At 74.4% G+C, this 16,929-nt stretch carries 12 protein-coding genes; 3 read left to right on the top strand and 9 right to left on the bottom strand.

The window, feature by feature from the left end; genetic code table 11:
- Positions 1-39 precede the first annotated feature (39 nt).
- The gene (locus IF02_RS0114535) at positions 40-2,193 is read right to left on the bottom strand and encodes a HelD family protein (RefSeq protein WP_030156931.1); all 2,154 of its coding nucleotides are present in this window, start codon (positions 2,191-2,193) and stop codon (positions 40-42) included.
- Between the two features lie 313 nt (positions 2,194-2,506).
- Here IF02_RS0114535 and IF02_RS0114530 point away from each other — a divergent pair, with 313 nt between their 5' ends.
- Both IF02_RS0114530 and IF02_RS32415 read left to right on the top strand, forming a co-directional pair.
- A complete protein-coding gene (locus IF02_RS0114530) occupies positions 2,507-2,692 on the top strand; it encodes a hypothetical protein (protein ID WP_030156930.1) in 186 nt (61 codons plus the stop codon).
- Between the two features lie 68 nt (positions 2,693-2,760).
- Positions 2,761-3,645, top strand: a complete 885-nt coding sequence (locus IF02_RS32415) for a glycosyltransferase family 87 protein (protein WP_078622091.1) — start codon at positions 2,761-2,763, stop codon at positions 3,643-3,645.
- Here the strand turns inward: IF02_RS32415 and IF02_RS0114520 are convergent.
- The 5 genes from IF02_RS0114520 to IF02_RS0114495 form a co-directional block, all read right to left on the bottom strand.
- Positions 3,599-5,254, bottom strand: coding sequence for a DNA repair helicase XPB (locus tag IF02_RS0114520; protein WP_030156926.1), 1,656 nt, complete (start codon positions 5,252-5,254; stop codon positions 3,599-3,601). The two genes, IF02_RS32415 and IF02_RS0114520, sit on opposite strands and share 47 nt — an antisense overlap.
- A 65-nt stretch (positions 5,255-5,319) precedes the next feature.
- On the bottom strand, positions 5,320-7,881 hold the full coding sequence (locus IF02_RS32410; RefSeq protein WP_051696222.1) for a tetratricopeptide repeat protein: 2,562 nt from the start codon (positions 7,879-7,881) through the stop codon (positions 5,320-5,322).
- Between the two features lie 222 nt (positions 7,882-8,103).
- Positions 8,104-9,357: an LPXTG cell wall anchor domain-containing protein gene (locus IF02_RS0114505; protein WP_030156923.1), complete on the bottom strand. Its 1,254-nt coding sequence runs from the start codon at positions 9,355-9,357 to the stop codon at positions 8,104-8,106.
- 315 nt (positions 9,358-9,672) lie between these two features.
- Entirely contained in the window at positions 9,673-10,275 is a 603-nt protein-coding gene (locus tag IF02_RS0114500) for a DUF4291 domain-containing protein (protein ID WP_030156921.1), read from the bottom strand.
- Positions 10,276-10,336: 61 nt separating this feature from the next.
- On the bottom strand, positions 10,337-12,817 hold the full coding sequence (locus IF02_RS0114495) for a helicase C-terminal domain-containing protein (protein ID WP_051696236.1): 2,481 nt from the start codon (positions 12,815-12,817) through the stop codon (positions 10,337-10,339).
- Between the two features lie 107 nt (positions 12,818-12,924).
- Between IF02_RS0114495 and IF02_RS0114490 the strand changes: the two genes are divergently transcribed.
- On the top strand, positions 12,925-13,938 hold the full coding sequence (locus IF02_RS0114490; protein ID WP_030156917.1) for a hypothetical protein: 1,014 nt from the start codon (positions 12,925-12,927) through the stop codon (positions 13,936-13,938).
- A gap of 10 nt (positions 13,939-13,948) precedes the next feature.
- Here the strand turns inward: IF02_RS0114490 and IF02_RS0114485 are convergent, their stop codons facing one another.
- Genes IF02_RS0114485 through IF02_RS0114475 form a run of 3 tightly spaced genes read right to left on the bottom strand, consistent with a single transcriptional unit; the run spans position 13,949 to position 16,850 of the window.
- Positions 13,949-14,743 (bottom strand): ABC transporter ATP-binding protein, encoded by a 795-nt coding sequence (locus IF02_RS0114485; RefSeq protein ID WP_030156916.1) that lies wholly within the window; start codon positions 14,741-14,743, stop codon positions 13,949-13,951.
- Entirely contained in the window at positions 14,740-15,804 is a 1,065-nt protein-coding gene (locus tag IF02_RS0114480; RefSeq protein ID WP_030156914.1) for a FecCD family ABC transporter permease, read from the bottom strand. Before IF02_RS0114480 ends, IF02_RS0114485 begins: the two co-directional genes overlap by 4 nt.
- Positions 15,801-16,850, bottom strand: coding sequence for a FecCD family ABC transporter permease (locus IF02_RS0114475; protein WP_030156913.1), 1,050 nt, complete (start codon positions 16,848-16,850; stop codon positions 15,801-15,803). Before IF02_RS0114475 ends, IF02_RS0114480 begins: the two co-directional genes overlap by 4 nt.
- Positions 16,851-16,929 lie beyond the last annotated feature (79 nt).

Here is a 16,929-nt window from a genome sequence, read left to right as displayed (position 1 = left end):
GGCCGGGGTGCGCAGCCCCCGGGCCCCGGCCCGCCCCCGCTACGCCAGTGCCGCCGGCAGCGGATCCGCGTGGAGCAGCGTCAGGCCGGAGACGGCCCGGGTGAGGCAGACGTACAGGCGGCGCAGGCCCGTCCGCTCGTCCGGCTCGCCCGCCACGATCGCGGCGGGCTCGTCCAGGACCACGTAGTCGTACTCCAGGCCCTTCGCCAGCGACGCCGGAACGAGGGTGAGGCGCGACTGCGCCGTCGTCTCCTCGCCGGGCGAGAGGTACGCCATCCCGGCCGCCTCCAGCGCCTTCGCCAGCTCCGGGATCCGGGCGTCCGCCGCGATCAGGCCGATCGAGCCCTCGTGGCCGAGCGAGGCGCGGCAGGCGTCGATCACCGAGCCGGTGAGGTCCGCCGGGTCCGCCAGGTCCGAGGGGTCCGCCGGGTCCGACGGGCTCGCCGCCGGAGCGACGACCAGCGAGCCCGGCGTCTCACGCACCGAGGAGACCGGGGCCAGCCCCGGCGAGATCGACGGCAGCAGCCGCGAGGCGTACGCGATCACCTCGCGCGGTACGCGGAAGCCCGCCGTCAGCTCCTCCACCGCCGCCTCCGGCTTGCCCAGGTGCGTCAGCGCCTCGTCCCAGCTGCGCGTGGCCCACGGGGTCGTGCCCTGCGCGAGGTCGCCCAGGACCGTCGCCGAGCCGGTCGTACAGCGCCGCCCGACCGCCCGGTACTGCATCGGCGACAGGTCCTGCGCCTCGTCGAGGACGACGTGGCCCAGCGAGTGCGTGCGCTCCACGAGGTCGGCAGCCTCGTCGATCAGGACCAGGTCGGCCGCCGACCACTTCGCCGACTTCACGCTGCGGAAGGGCTTCGCCCACAGCAGCAGCGCCTGCTCGTCGTCCGAGAGCACCCCCTGCGCGTGCTCCGCCAGGAACTCCGGGTCGGACAGCAGGCGCAGCACCAGCTTCGCCGGGTCGACGGCCGGCCACATCGCCTTGACCGCCGCCTTCACGGCGGCGTTGCGGGCCACCGAGTCCTGGACGCGGTCGTCCGGCGCCTCGCCCGCCTGCTCCATCCGTACGAGAACGGTGTGCGCGATCCGCTGCGGCAGCGCGTCGCGGGCGGCGCCGTATCGGATGTCGCGGTCGAGGAGTTCCGCCACGATCTCCTCCAGCTCGTACGCCGGCACCCGCCACCGGCGCGAACCGCGCACCACCATCAGAGGCTCGGCGGGCGGGGTGACGTGCGAGCGGACCGCGCGGCGCAGCACCTCCGCCATGCGGGCGTCGCCCTTGACGACGGCGGTCGCGGCGGCGTCGGCGCCGCGGATCTCCAGGCCGTCGCGGGAGACGAGGTCCTCGACCGTGGCCTGCTTGACCTCCAGCTCGCCGAGGGCCGGGAGGACCTGCTCGATGTAGTGCAGGAAGGAACGGTTCGGCCCGATGACGAGCGTGCCGGTGCGGGCGAGCCGCTCGCGGTGGGCGTACAGCAGGTACGCGACGCGGTGCAGGCCGACGGCCGTCTTCCCGGTGCCGGGGCCGCCCTGCACGCAGACGGAACCGGACAGGCCGGAGCGGACGATCTCGTCCTGCTCGGGCTGGATCGTCGCGACGATGTCGCGCATGGGGCCGACGCGCGGGCGCTCGATCTCCTGCTGGAGCAGCTTGCTGACGGCGGTCCCCCCGGCGGAGCCGGACAGCGTCACAGCCGTGGGGCCGGAGAGGTGCTCGTCCTCGTACGCGGTGAGCTCGCCGCCGGTGTAGCCGAAGCGGCGGCGCAGCGCGATGTCCTGCGGGTCGTTCTTGGAGGCCCGGTAGAAGGGCTGGGAGACGGGCGCGCGCCAGTCGATCACCATGGGGTCGCCGTCGGCGTCGTGGACGTGGCGGCGGCCGATGTAGAACTGCTCGCCTTCCGCGCCTTCGGCGAGGTCCGCGCCGGGGGCGTGCAGGTAGTTGAGGCGGCCGAAGAAGAGCGGGGTGTGCGCGAGGTCGGCGAGGGCCTTGATCCGGTCGTCGATCTGGGCCTGGAGGACGATCGCGTTGACCCAGTTCGCGGTGACGTCACGGATGTCGAGGGCCTCGACGTCCGCGCGCATGGCGCGGAGCGCGGCGCGGGAGGCGGTGAGGTGGGCCTGCTCGCGGGCGAGGGGGTGGGTGCCGGTCTCTGGGTCGGTCTCGGAGTCGGCTTCGGGGGCGTGCGCGGACACGGAAATGCCTCCAGCTGCTGATCGGTACGGAACGATGCCCGCCGGTTTCCGTCCGGCGGGCGGCTCTCCCCGAAACGGCGGCGGGAGGCGGCAAGAGCGGAGATTGTAGTCAGTGGGTGGTCGCGGCGCGAACGGATTTACCGGGCGGAGGTCCCTCTGGAGGGGTAGGCCCGTACGGGTGTCATACCGGGGAGTGTCAGACCTCGGACAGACCCACTAGGGGACGGCATGGGCCGGGAGGAGTAGGCGGGAGAGCATGCGGTTCCACCTGCAGACCGATGTGATATCCGGGAAGAAAACGCACCATGGATACATGAGCACCGCAACCTTCACCCCGATCCGGGGCGGCCGCCCTAGCGGCGCCACCGCCACTTCCGACTCCCCTCCCCGCCACCTGGTGGGCAATGCCCTGCGCGCCGCGAAGGTCTTCGCGGCTGCGGCCGTCAGCGTGGTCGTCCTGGGCGAGTACGCCGAGGACGCAGGCGTCATACGCCGCTGACCCGCGGCTCCGCTCCGCCTGGCCGGATAGCGGCGGGGCGGCCGCGGTGATCCACTAGGGTCACGCGCGTGACCCGGAGCCTCCATCCCAGCCCCCCGCCGTCGCCGCTGGTCGGCGTGCTGGTCACGGGCTCGCTCCTCGTGCTCGGCGTCCTCTGCATCGTGGTGCGGATCCCGGTCGCCGACGGGCTCGCCGCCGGATTCAGCGCCGGGTTCGGCGCCGCCGAGTGGCGGCCTCCCGCCGCGTACCCGCCCTTCGCGGCGATCCTGTTCACCCCGGCCGCCTGGCTGCCCGCCGGCGTCCTGAAGGCCGTCTTCGCGCTCGGCAACGCCGGCCTGCTCGCCCTGCTGATCCTGATGTCCTGCCGCCTCGCGGGACTGCGGGCCCGGCCCGGGCCCGTCCTGGCCGCCACCATCGCCGGGCTCTGGCTGGAGCCGCTGGTCCAGAGCCTGCTCGCCGGGCAGATCAACCTGGCGCTGGCCTGCCTGGTCCTGTGGGACCTGCGCCGGCCCCGCGCCGCCCTCGGCAAGGGCTTCGCCCTGGGCACCGCCGCCGGGATCACCCTGACCCCGGCGCTGCTCATCCCGTACCTGCTGCTGACCGGCCGGATCCGGGCCGGGCTGACGGCACTGGGCGCCCTCGCCGGTACCGCCCTGCTCGGGCTGCTGGTCCTCCCGCAGGCCTCCGCCGAATTCTGGGCCCGGCACCTGCCCACCTCCGGCCGGGCCCTGCTGCCGGACTGGCCGCTCCTGTGGGTCTGGTCCGTCCCGCTGCTCGCCCTCCTGGCCCGGACGGCGGCCCGCCGCCGCCCGAAGCCACCCCCGGACCTCGTCCTGATCCCGGTCCAGGTCCCGGTCCGCAGATCACCCCTCGGGCAGCAGGACGTCCGCGTCGTCGACCGGGGGGTCAGTCCGCCGGGCCGTCGGTCGTCAGGAGCTCGTCGGCGTCCATGATGCGGTAGGCGTAGCCCTGTTCGGCCAGGAAGCGCTGGCGGTGGGCCGCGAAGTCCTGGTCGATCGTGTCGCGCGCGACGACCGAGTAGAACCGCGCCTCGTGGCCGTCCGCCTTCGGGCGCAGCACGCGGCCCAGCCGCTGGGCCTCCTCCTGGCGGGAGCCGAACGTACCGGACACCTGGATCGCGACCGTGGCCTCGGGCAGGTCGATCGAGAAGTTCGCGACCTTCGACACCACCAGCACGCTGATCTCGCCCTCGCGGAAGGCGTCGAAGAGCTTCTCCCGCTGCGCGTTGGAGGTCTCGCCCTTGATGACGGGCGCGTCCAGGTGCTCGCCGAGCTCGTCGAGCTGGTCGATGTACTGCCCGATGACCAGCGTCTGCTCGCCCCGGTGCTTGGCGACGAGCGCCTCGGTGACCTTCCGCTTCGTCGCCGTCGTCGCGCAGAAGCGGTACTTCTCCTCCGTCTCGGCGGTCGCGTACGCCAGCCGCTCGCTCTCGGTCAGGTTCACCCGGACCTCGACGCAGTCAGCCGGCGCGATGTAGCCCTGCGCCTCGATCTCCTTCCACGGCGCGTCGAACCGCTTCGGGCCGATCAGCGAGAACACGTCCGACTCGCGGCCGTCCTCCCGGACCAGCGTCGCGGTCAGGCCGAGCCGCCGCCGGGCCTGGAGGTCGGCGGTGAACTTGAACACCGGTGCCGGCAGCAGGTGCACCTCGTCGTAGAGGATCAGGCCCCAGTCCCGGGAGTCGAACAGCTCCAGGTGCGGGTAGACGCCCTTCCGCTTCGTCGTCAGGACCTGGTACGTGGCGATGGTGACCGGCCGGATCTCCTTGCGGGTGCCGGAGTACTCGCCGATCTCCTCCTCCGTCAGCGAGGTCCGCTTGACCAGCTCGTGCTTCCACTGGCGGGCCGAGACGGTGTTCGTGACCAGGATCAGCGTCGTCGCCTTGGCCTTCGCCATGGCCCCGGCGCCGACCAGCGTCTTTCCGGCGCCGCAGGGCAGCACGACCACGCCCGAGCCGCCGTGCCAGAAGCCCTCGACGGCCTGCTGCTGGTACGGCCGCAGCGCCCAGCCGTCCTCGACGAGGTCGATGGCGTGCGCCTCGCCGTCGACGTACCCGGCGAGGTCCTCGGCCGGCCAGCCCAGCTTCAGCAGGGTCTGCTTGATCTGCCCGCGCTCGGAGGGGTGCACGGCCACCGTGTCGGGGTCGAGCCGGGCGCCGACGAGCGGGGCGATCCGCTTGGAGCGCAGGATCTCCTCCAGCACGGGCCGGTCGGTGCTGGTCAGGACCAGTCCGTGCACGGGGTGCTTGGAGAGGGTGAGGCGGCCGTAGCGCGCCATGGTCTCGGCGACGTCGACGAGCAGCGCGTGCGGGACGGGGTAGCGGGAGAACTCGACGAGCGCGTCGACGACCTGCTCGGCGTCGTGCCCCGCGGCCCGCGCGTTCCACAGGCCGAGCGGGGTGATCCGGTACGTGTGGATGTGCTCGGGGGCCCGCTCGAGCTCGGCGAAGGGGGCGATGGCCCGCCGCGCCGCCCCGGCGAGCTCGTGGTCGACCTCGAGAAGCAGTGTCTTGTCGCTCTGGACGATGAGAGGCCCGTTCACAAACGTCCCTTTCCTGCGGGGGGTGGCCGCCCGGGCGCGGACGGCCAAACCTCCAGTCTGCCGTATCAGGGGCCCGGTGTCCGGGGCCCTGATCGCCGGAGCCACCCGGGCAGCTGCCGTGTGCGCGTTCTCCCGGTCTCGTCGTGGAGCCGCAGGACCTGGGTGAGGAGCTGCTCGTCGCCGGTTTCCCGGAAGGCGTCGGCGGACTCACGGAACGCGTCCTGCGCCGCGGCCGGATCGCCGGTGCGCCGCAGGGCGAGGCCGAGGTTGAGCAGCGCCTTCGCCTCGTGGTGGCGCTCGCCCAGCTGCCGGTAGAGGGCTACGGACTCCGTCTGGGCCCGCACCGCGTCCTCGTACCGGCCGCTCAGCTCCAGCGCCGTGCCCAGGTTGGTCAGCGTCATCGCCGCGGTGTACGGATCGCCGGCCCTGCGGCTCGTCTCGACCACCGACGTGAGCGGGGCGACCGCTTCCGAGGGTTGGCCGGCCCGGATCAGGACGAGGCCGAGGTGGCTCCGTGCCAGAGCCGCCATGTGCTCGTCGCCCAGCGATTCCAGGATGTCCATGGCCCTCGTGAGCCGGTCGATCGCCTCCCGGGGGCCGCGTTCGTCGCGGTCCATGGCGAGGGCCAGCCCGCTGTTCGACAGGGCGAGACCCGCGCTGTGCGGGTCCCCGGTCTCCTCGGCGGCCGCCAGGGCCTCTTCATGGGCCTCGACGGCGGCGCCGTACTGCCCCATGTCCCGCAGCACCATCCCCAGGTTGTTGAGCGCGATGCCCTCGCCCCTGCGGTCGCCGGCCGTCCGGCAGATGGCGATGTCCTCGGCGAAGGCCTCGGAGGCCTCCGGGAGCCTGCGCAGATCGTGCAGGGCCTTGCCGAGGTTGTTGTACGCCATGCCCCGGGCGCGCGGGTCGGTCTGCGGCGGGTAGCGGTCCAGGGCCTGCCGGAGCATGTCCACCGCCTCCTCCGGCCGGTTCATCTGCTGGTAGGTCAGGCCGAGATTGGTCAGGGTGGCCGCCGCCGCGAAGGGGTCCCCGTCGCGTTCGTGCAGGGCCAGGGCCTCCCGGTACGCGGCGGACGCGTCGTCGAAGCGGCGCAGCTCGCGCCGGGCCGTGCCCAGGTTGTTCAGGATGCCCGCCTCGGTGGCCCGCAGCACCGGATCGTCCGAGGAGCGGACGGCAGCCAGCGCGGCGCCGGCCAGTTCGGCGAACTCGTCGAAGTGCCGGCGCAAGGAGTGGAATTCGAGCAGGGACGACTGCAGGTGGACCAGCACGGCGGGCCTTCCCAGCCCCGGCGCGGCGAGGGCCGCGGCGCGCAGGTTGTGCCGTTCGGCGTCCAGCCAGGCCAGGGCCGCGTCCCGGTCGGGGAAGAGGGGGTCGGGCGGGAGTCCGGCGTCCACGTGGGTGTCGGCGGCATGGGCGTTGCCCAGGTAGTGCCGGTACAACCGCTCGGCGGCCGCCTCCCGTTCGTGCGGCTCGTCCTGGGCCCGGCACAGTTCGTCGGCGTACAGGCGCATGAGGTCGTGCATGCGCCAGCGCCCGTACGAGGGCCCGGGCTCGATGAAGTGCCCGCGCGCGAGCGGCAGCAGCAGGTCCTCCGTGTCGTCGGGCGCCGTACCGGCCAGCCGGGCCACGGCCTCGGTGGCCAGGTCGGGGCCCGGGTTGAGGGTCAGCAGCCGGAAGAGCCGGGCCTGCTCCGGCCCCAGGTGCCGGTACGAGAGGTCGAAGGCCGCGCGGACGGCGAGGTCTTCGCGGCTGAGCCGCTCCAGTCGGCGCCGGGCGTCGCCGAGGGCCGTCGCCATCGAGTGCAGCGGCCGGGCGGGGATGTCGGCCAGCAGGGCGCTGACGACGGAGAGCGCGAGGGGCAGCCGGCCGCAGAGTGCCGCCAGCTCGGCGGCCGCCGCCGGTTCGTCCGCGACCCGGGTGTCCGCGGGGCCCACGACGCTCCGCAGGTTCCGGCCGATGAGGTCCACCGCCGCCTGCTGCCCGAGGACGGAGAGGTCGAGCACGCGGGCCCCGAGGTCGCTCAGGGTGTGCCGGGAGGTGATGAGTACGGGGATGCCGGGGTCGCCCGGCAGCAGCGGCCGGACCTGGGCGCTGTCCATCGCGTTGTCCAGGACCACCAGGATCCGCCGCCCGTCCGCCGCGTAGGCGGCGAGGACGGACCGGTAGAGGGCGGCCCGCTCCTCCACGTCCTCCGGGACGTACTCGGTCGGGACGGCCAGGGCGCGGAGCAGGGAGCCGAGGGCCCGGTGGGCGCTGACGCGGCGCCTGTCGTCGTAGCCGAAGAGGTCGATGAAGAGAACGCCGCCGGGCAGCAGGTCCGCCGTGTCGAGTGCGCGGTGGGCCGTCTGGACGGCCAGCTCGGTCTTGCCCACCCCGGGCAGTCCCGCGATCACCTGGCGGGTGGCGGCGGCCGACGACGAGGGGCCGGGCCGGAGCGCCGTGAGCAGCGCTTCCGCCTCCGCCTCCCGGCCCGTGAAGGCGGGGGAAGGGGCGGGCATGCCGGTCAGGGCGGCCGGGATGGTGGCCGGGAGCTGAAGGGTCACGTTGGCGCCCTGCACCACGGCGCTGAAGTACACGCCGCCGCTGATGTGGTTGCGGATGCCCTGCTTGTCGTGTGGACCGGTCATACGTCCAACGGTAGGAGTTCGTCCTCCGGTTGGGGGACGGATGATCGGCTTTCTTTTGTGCCGGACGGGTTCGACGTGCCGCGCGACACGGTGCCGTACGAGGCCGTCACGCGCCGGCCGGCCGAGGCGTGGCCCTTCGAGGCCGGCCGGATCGACCACGCGGCCCGGTGAACGCCGAAGGGGCCCGGCACGTGGTGTGCCGGGCCCCTCTCGGTCCGTCCCTCAGCCGCGGGCGGCGCGGCGGCGGCGGGCGCCGAGCCAGGCAGCGGCCCCGCCGAGGGCGACGAGGACGGCGGCCAGGCCGGAGTACAGGCCGGTGTTCGAGTCGGCGCCGGTGTTGGCCAGGGAGCCCGTGGCGCCGGTGGCCTTGGTGTTGTTGTTCGCGGCGACGACCGCGGTGGCGGAGGACGAGGCGGACGGGGAGGGGCTGGTGGACGGCTGCGTGGTGGCGGACTTGCTCGGGGTCGGCGCCGGCGAGGTGGTGGTGGCCGGGGCGAACTGGAACTTGGCCTCGGCGCTCGCGAACGGGTAGGTGTTGCCCTCGGCGAGGCCGATCTGCGCGTTCAGGGTGACCGTGGTCTCCTTCTTCAGCGCCGACTTCGGGTCGAGCTTGGCCCGCAGGTGCACCTTGCGCTCGCCGGAGGCCTTGCCGAAGCCCTTCGCGATGTCGGGCAGACGGTGGCTGCCGTCCTTCGCGGACAGGTCCTTCCACTGGCCGTCGGTCTGGATCTGGAGCTGGACGCCTTCGAGGTCCAGGTCCAGGTAGGTGGCCAGCGCCGTGTTGAACTCGCCGTCGCCCGTGGCGCGGTAGCGCAGGTCCATCTCGCGGCACTGGTACTCGCCGGTCTTGTCCTGGCAGGGGTTGATCTGGTCGAACCAGGTCTCCAGGGTGCCGGCCTTGACCGACGGGTCCGTCTTGAAGGTCAGCGACGGGGAGCCGCCCTCCGCCACCTCGTTCTGGTAGCTCGTGGCACGCAGCTCGAAGTCACCGTTGTTGGTCGGATAGTTCTTGCCGAGGCCGATCGTGACCTTCCAGGTCAGCTTCCCGCCCGCCGGGATCTCGAAGCCCTCCGAGCCCGCCTTGCCCGCCGGGCGGAACATGCCCTGCCATTCGCCGTCCTGCTGCCCGATGGACGACTCGGTCGCCGGCGCGGTCACGCCCTCGACCTTGAAGGTCACGTCGGTCTGCTGGAGCGGGCTCGCGCCGGCCGGCTTGCCGATCATCCACGGGTGGTACGAGTGGGGCTTGTCCGAGGGGTTGGCGACCGTCAGTTCGAAGGTCTCCGTCGCACCGCCGCGGGTCAGCGGGCCGCTCGGCGCCGGGGCACCCATCGTGATCTTCAGCGCGTGCAGGTTCTCGGCGGCCGGGGCGGCGTACGCCGACAGCGGCATCAGGACGGTGCCGGCGACGGCGGCGACGACGGCGGTGGCGGCCGCGGAGCGGAGGGTACGGCGGGTGGCGGTGCGAGCGGACATGGTGGACTCCCCCCAAGGAATCACGAAGGCAGGCGAGCAGCGCAGAGCGGTGGCAGCCGGCGGAGCAGACGGAGAAGCGGAACAGACGTGCGAGATGCCGCGGCAGAGCGCCGGGGCGGGTGGTGCGGGGTTTTCGCTCTCGCGCCGGATCGTTTTCCCTCGGCCGCTGCTGCGATGAACTGATCTTCACACATCGTGGATCACCAATCCATCGCCCGTGTGTCACCGCTGTGCAACAGGGGCCGGAAGCGCCCTTCCACCCTCCCTGAGCTGCGAAAACGATGCTTCGCATTCCGCTTTCCGTGCCGCGGACCGCTACGCGCCCAGGTGCTCCAGCGACCCCGCCGGATACGGCGTCTCCACGGGCAGCAGGGCCCGCGCCGCGGCCTCGTCGCCGGACCGGACCAGGCCGTGGATCTCCCGTGCCAGCGGGGTCACATCGCGGATGGAGACCGTCCACTCGTCGGCGTACGCCCGCGAGGCCGGCCCGGACAGGCCCAGCTGGAGCGAGCGGTGGTCCAGCGGGTTCAGGTGCAGGTCGCGCTCCGGGTCCCACTGGACGCGGGCGGGGGAGTCGCGCAGGGCCCGCTGCCAGGCCTCGTGGTCGGTGTGGGTGCCGCGTTCGTAGTGGGACAGGCAGGCGTGGCGCAGCGCGTGGTCGAAGCCCGCGCGGGTGATCTCGACGGCCAGCACCGTCTCCTGGTCGGCCTTGGTGGCCCAGCCACAGCGGTACATCATCCACAGGAACGACGGCTTGATCCACGTCATCCGCTCCCGCTTCCAGGCGGGCGGGAACCGGCCGTCGCGGGCCGCGGGCAGCCCCAGCGCGGGCGCGTACGCCTGGTAGACGGTCACCGTGGTGTCGGTGTGGGCGGCCCTGATCTGCCGGTTGTTCTGTTTGTTCTGCGCTTCTTGCATGCGGCCAGGGTGCTCGGTGGGGATGCCGTGCCGCGAGCCGTTTTACAGGTGCTCCTGCGCTTTACAGGTGCTCCTCCGCCAGCTCCGCGACCCCCGTGATCCGGTGCAGCGCGTACGTCCGCACCTCGTCCGCCGTGTGGTCGTACCCCGTGACGAAGCCGCCCTCCACCCGGACCGGGGCGATGACCCGCTGGCTCGCCGCGCCGTCCGCGTTCACGTACCCGATCCACACCGCCGACCCGGTCAGCGCGGCCGCCTGCACCGTGGCCAGGGTCTCCGCCGCGCTCGTGCGGGGGAGTTCGCCCGGTACGACGGATGCCGCGGCCGGCGCCTTGCGCACCGCCGTCGCCGCCAGATCGCCCGCGCGGATCGCCCGTACGGCCGCGCCCAGCAGCGTCGCGTCCGGTACCGGCGGCCCGTCCGGCACCGGGACCGGCGCCGAGCGCGCCGGCGTCCGGTGGGCGTCGGCCCGCGCCACGACCACGTCCCCGGTCAGCGACTCGGCCGCCGGGGCGTAGCCCATCGCCCGCAACCCGTCGAGCAGGGCGCCCGGTTCGGCCTGCGCCGCCAGCACCGTCGGAGCCAGGCGCCGCAGCCCCAGCCCGGCGGACCGCCGGTCGGCCAGGATCTCGTTCAGCATGCCGTCGTCGTCGCAGCGCACGTACGAGGAGGCCACGCCGACCCGCAGGTGCCCGTGCCGCCGGGCCACGTCGTCGATCAGGTACGCCAGCGGCTGCGGAACCGGCGTGATGCTGTGCTCGGCGAGGAAGGCGTGCAGGTCGGAGGCGGTCCGCCCGGAGTCCAGGGCCCGCCGTACGGAGCCGGGCGTGAAGCGGTAGACGGTCGCCCCGCCCTTGGACTCCACGTCCGCGAGGACGGCCAGCACATCGCCGAGCGCCCGGCGCAGCGGCCCCGGGGCCACCGCCGTCAGGTCGGCCTGGAGCAGTACGTGGTCCACCGGCTCCGGAAACAGCGGCGCCAGCAGCGGCGCCGGATCGCGGTGCTCCAGCAGCGCGCGGCCGTGCGCCGCGAGCGCGCCGCGGCCGGTCACGCCGAGCACCTCGGCCTCGGTCAGCGTCCACCGCGCGAGGTGGGCGCGCAGCACGCTCGTCCCCCGTACCGGCCGCTCCCAGCCGAGCCGCGCGAGCAGCGTGTCGGTGTCGGCGGAGCCGCCCTCGGGCAGGGCGGCGAGGAGTTCGAGGACGCGTCGGCGCACCTCGGGGGCGGCGGAGCGGTCGAGTTCGGGGCCCAGCGCGGACAGGGTGCGGCCCTTGGCGTCCTGATCGCCGACCAGGCCGGCGGTCCGGGTGGCCGGCAGCCAGGCCTCGGCGAGGGCCGACCACCGCTCGGCGGGCGGGAGTTCCACCCAGTCGTCAAAGGCAGGGGTGGGCGCGTACCGCTCGTCCGCCTCCCCGTCGCTGGCCAGCAGCCCGGCCGCGTAGGCGAGTTCGATCCAGAACGCGGCCGCCGGCTCGGTGGCGTCCAGGGTGGCCGCGGTCCGCTTCAGGTCCCGTACGGACAGTCCGCCGGCCCGCAGCACCGGCGGCCCGGCGTGCTCCCAGGACTTCACCAGCTCCTCGACGGTGGCCAGCGCGGCCAGCGCCTGCCCGGCCGCGTTGGCGTCCACAAGCTGTGGACGGTGCTCGCGGTGCGCCGGCACCGCCGGGGCCAGCGGCTCCGTCTCCCGGTGCGCGAGGCCGCCGCGCAGGTGCAGCGCCACCTCGCGGGGCAGTACGACGGTCCGCGCCGACGCCGGCAGCAGCAGCCCGCGGTCGCGCAGCCAGCGCACGGGCGGGGTCGGGTTCGGCGTGACCTCCCCGTACGGAGGCCCCCACACGAGCCGGCCGAGCACCTGGTGGGCCTCGGCGGGGGCCTTGTCCAGCAGCGCCGACATCCGCTCCGGGTCGGTGAACAGGCTGGTCAGCGCCGTCACCGCGGACACCGGGTCGTGCGTGGCGGGCAGCCCGGCGGCCGCCACGATCTCCTGGATCCGCGTCGGCGACATCCCGGCGGTGGCCTCCGCGACGGTCGGCCCGAGGCCGGTCGGGGAGGGCCGGCCGGCGGACGGCGCGAGCAGCTCGCGGGCGGTGCGGACCAGCCGCAGCCGCTCGTCGTCGCCCCACACCAGGGCCTGGTCGCGCAGGGTGGCCACGGCGCGCGGGAGTTCGGCGCGGGCGCCGTTGTCCTCGCCGAACTCCCGCGCGCCGGGTCCGCTGCCGTGCTCGCCGGCCAGCAGCGACTCCAGCACCGGGTACGGGCACGGGTCCGGGGCCACCGCGAGGGCCTCCGCCGTCTGCAGCGCGAACCGGTCGAGCCGGTCCAGCGCGCGGACCACCGAGGCCCGGGTGCCGGCCCGCGTGGCCAGCTGCGTCATGTCACCCGGCACCGGGCCGAGCAGGTCCGGGCGCGCGTGCAGCAGCGTGGCGAGCGACGCGTCGTCGCGGGCGCGCAGCGCCTCGGCGAGGGAGCGCGGGGCGCTGCTCGCTGTGGCGCTTCCCGCAGCACTGCTGGGCTCGGGCAGCTCAGGCACGGTCGCCTCCATGGTCGCGTCGGCCGGTCCCCATCCGGCCAACGGTATCCGCTGAGCCCTCGGCCGCTCCACGGGCGCACGCGCTACCTTTCCGGTGGGTGGTACGGGAGGAGCCGGGCATGGGGATCGAGAGCGACCATCTGGTCTACGAATATCTGAGCCGGGTCGGGGACTTGGCGCAGCGGCGGCAGCTGTCCTCCGGGGACCGGATGCGGCTGGTGGCGGGGTTGCGGGACGAGATCGACCGGCGGCGCGCCAAGTACGAGCCGGAGACCCCGGCGGCCGTACGGCGCATCCTGGAGCGGATCGGTACGCCGGAGGAGGTCCTCGACGGCATGGGCGCGTCGCCGGCTCCCGAGACGCGGGCCGCCACCCCGGAGCCGGCTCCGGCGGTGCCGACCCAGCGGGGGCCCGGCCGGCTGCGCCGCAAGGCCGTGCCGGAGCCGCGCCCGGCGGACACCGCTCCCGCGCCGCCGCACCTGGCCGGGCTCGACGAACTCGGCGCCGACGGCGGGGCGGAGCCCGACTGGTGGCGCGTCGCGCCGGGCCCGTTCGGCGCCGGTCCGCAGGTGGAGGGCTTCGCGGGCGGGGTGGAGATCCCGGAGCTGTTCAGGAACCCGCTGGAGGAGGAGAAGAAGCCGGAGCCCGCGGCCGGTCCCGAGGGTGCGCCCGGCGCCGAGGGCGGTTCGGCCGTACGGGGCCTCGTACGGTTCCTGAAGCAGCGCCGGAAGGCCAAGGCGGACGCCAGGGCGGCGGCCGGGGCGGCGGCCGGTCCACAGGCGCCGGCCACCGCCCCGCGCCCGAAGCCGCACGCCTTCCTGCTGCTGGCCGCGGCCGTGCTCGTCGCGGGCGCGGTCACCGGCTCCTGGCTGCTGCTGATCGGCGGCTGGCTGCTCGCGTACGCCTCGCGGGTGCTGGGGCCGGCCGAGCGCAAGGCGGTCGTGTTCGGGCTGCCCGGGGCCGTCTTCGCGGGTGCCGTGGTGTGGCTGTGGGGCCGCCTGGAGGGCCGCTGGGGCGCGCCGCTGACGGACGAGGGGCTGGGCGGGGTCTTCCAGGGCATGTGGCCCTGGCTGGCCCGGGGCGCGGCCGTCGCCTCGGCCCTCTACCTGGCCTGGCGCTCCCGCCGCCGCTGAGGGCCGAGGCTTATGCCGGCGGGCTCCACGGGGCCGACGGGACGATCAGCGGGGAGCCCGTCACCGGGTCCGGGATGACGATCGCGTCGAGGCCGAACACCTCGCGCACCAGCTCGGCGGTCACCACCGACGACGGCGGGCCCTGCGCCACCACCCGGCCCGCCTTCATCGCGACCAGGTGGTCCGCGTAGCGCGCCGCCTGGTTCAGGTCGTGCAGCACCGCGACGACCGTGCGCCCGCGGTCGTGGTTGAGCTGGCGGACCAGGTCCAGCACCTCCACCTGGTGCGCGATGTCCAGGAACGTCGTCGGCTCGTCCAGGAGCAGCAGCTCCGTGTCCTGGGCCAGGGCCATGGCGATCCAGACCCGCTGGCGCTGCCCGCCCGACAGCGCGTCGACCGGCCGGTCCGCCAGGCCGGCGACCGACGTACGGGCCATCGCGTCGGCCACCGCCCGCTCGTCCGCCTCCGACCACTGCTGCCACCACCGCTGGTGCGGCTGGCGCCCGCGCGCCACCAGGTCGGCGACCGTGATCGCCTCGGGGGCCGTCGGGGACTGCGGGAGCAGGCCGATCGTCTGCGCGATCCGCCGGGTGGGCAGGGAGGACAGGGCCGCGCCGTCGAGCAGCACCGCGCCCGCGCGCGGCCGCAGCAGCCGCCCGAGCGCGCGCAGCGTCGTCGACTTGCCGCACGCGTTCGGGCCGACGATCACCGTCACCTTCCCGTCCGGCACCGCCAGGTCCAGGTCCTCCACGACCACGCGGTCCTCGTACGCGAGCGTCAGCCCGCTCGCCGCCAGACGGCTCACGACTCTCCTCCGGTACGCAGGCCGGTACGGCTGCGGACGATCAGCCAGATCAGGTACGGGGCCCCCACGGCGGCCGTCAGCACGCCCACCGGGAGCTCGGTCGGGGACAGCAGCCGCCGGGCCAGCAGATCGCCGAGTACGACGATCACCGCTCCCGTCAGCGCCGAGCACAACAGCGGGATCTGCGCCGTCCGCGTCATGCGGCGGGCGATCTGCGGGGCCAGCAGGGCCACGAAGTCCACCGGGCCCGCAGCTCCCGTGGCCACCGAGGCCAGCACCACGCCGAGCGCGATCAGGCCCAGGCGGACCCGGCCCAGCCGGACGCCCAGCGCGGTCGCCGTGTCGTCGTCCAGCGAGACCGTGCGCTGGGCCCGCGCGGCCCACAGGACGCCGGGCAGCAGCGCCAGCAGCACCCAGGCCAGCGGTCCGGCGACGTCCCAGCCACGCCCGTTGAGGGAGCCGGTCATCCAGATCTGCGCCTGCTGGGCCACCAGGTAGTCGCCCTTGGTCATCAGCAGCGTGGTCACCGACCGCAGGGCGATCGCGAAGCCGATGCCGATGAGCACGAACCGGGCCGCGTGCAGGCCGCCGCGCCAGGCGAAGACGTACACGAGCGCCGCCGCGAGCACCCCGCCGAGCACCGAGAGGTACGGCAGGACGGCGTACGAGGAGACGCCGAAGGTCAGCGCGGCGACGGTGACGGCGCCCGCGCCCTGGCTGATGCCGATGATGTCGGGGGAGGCCAGCGGATTGCGGGCCACGCTCTGGATCAGCGCGCCGGCGACCCCGAAGGCGAGGCCGACCAGCAGGCCGGTCGCCATCCGGGGCAGCCGCAGCGTCCCGACGACGAACGCGTCCGGGGAGGGCTGCCCCAGCAGGACCTCGACCACCTCGGCGGGGGCGGTGAACGACTCCCCGACCGACAGGTACGCCACGCACACGGCGGCCAGCGAGGCCGCCAGCCCGGCCGCGACCGCGGCGGCGCGGCGGTGCAGCAGGAAGGACCCCCGCCCGGCCCGGACGAGCGCGTACCCCGCCGGAACCACGCAGACGCCGCTCACGCGGCCACCGCCTTGCGCCGCACCAGCGTGACCAGGAACGGCACCCCGATCAGCGCCGTCATCACCCCGGCCGGCACCTCGCCCGGCGGCACCACGACCCGCCCGATCACATCGGCGACCAGCAGCATCACCGGCCCGATCAGCGCAGCCATCGGCAGCACCCAGCGGTGGTCGCCGCCGACCACCGCCCGCGCGATGTGCGGCACCGCGAGCCCGATGAACGCGATCGGCCCGGCCGCCGCGACCCCGGCGCCGGTCAGCACGGTGGCCCCGAGACCGCCGACGACCCGTACGACGGCCACGTTCTGGCCCAGCCCCGTCGCCACGTCCTCGCCGAGCGCGAGCGCGTCCAGGCCGCGCGCCACGAAGACCACCAGGACCGCGCCGAACAGCAGGAACGGCCAGATCCGGTGGACCACCTCGAAGTCCCGGCCGGCCAGCGAACCGACCTGCCAGAACCGGAACTCGTCCAGCGTCGACGCCTTCGTCGTCAGCACCGCCATCGTCACCGACACCAGCAGCGCGTTGATCGCGGCCCCGCCCAGCGCCAGCTTCACGGGGGTCGCGCCCCCGCGCCCGCCGGAGGCGACCGCGTACACCGCGACCGCGGCGACCGCCGCCCCGGCGAAGGCGAACCACACGTACCCGCCCAGCGTGTGCACCCCCGCGAAGGAGATGGCGCAGACGACGGCGACCCCGGCGCCCTGGCTGATGCCGAGAATGCCGGGGTCGGCTATCGGATTGCGGGTGATGCCCTGGAGCGCGGTGCCCGCGAGGGCTAGGGCCGCGCCGACCATCAGGGCTATCAGGGTGCGCGGGACGCGCAGCGTACGGACGACGTCGGCGTCGGGCCCGCCCGCACCCCGCAGGAGCGCGTCGAACACCTCGCCGGGCGGTATGGAGCGGGCGCCGACGGAGAGGCTCAGGATCACGGCGCACACCAGCGCGGCGCTCCCGGCCGCGGTCCACGCGGTACGACGGACCGTCAGGGCACGTGTGACGGGGGCCACGCGCGGGACGGGGGCCACGGGGGCGGGCGCTGACATGTCACCAAATTTCACTGTCCGGTAAGGCGAGGCTAAGTCTATGTTCCCGCCCGGCGGCCCCGGCTCGGCACAATGGGTG

This window comes from Streptomyces sp. NRRL S-244, from assembly GCF_000717915.1.
In the GTDB taxonomy this organism is placed as follows: Bacteria; Actinomycetota; Actinomycetes; order Streptomycetales; family Streptomycetaceae; genus Streptomyces.
Note: the sequence above shows the minus strand (reverse complement) of the source record. Positions and strands in the feature narration are given on the sequence as shown.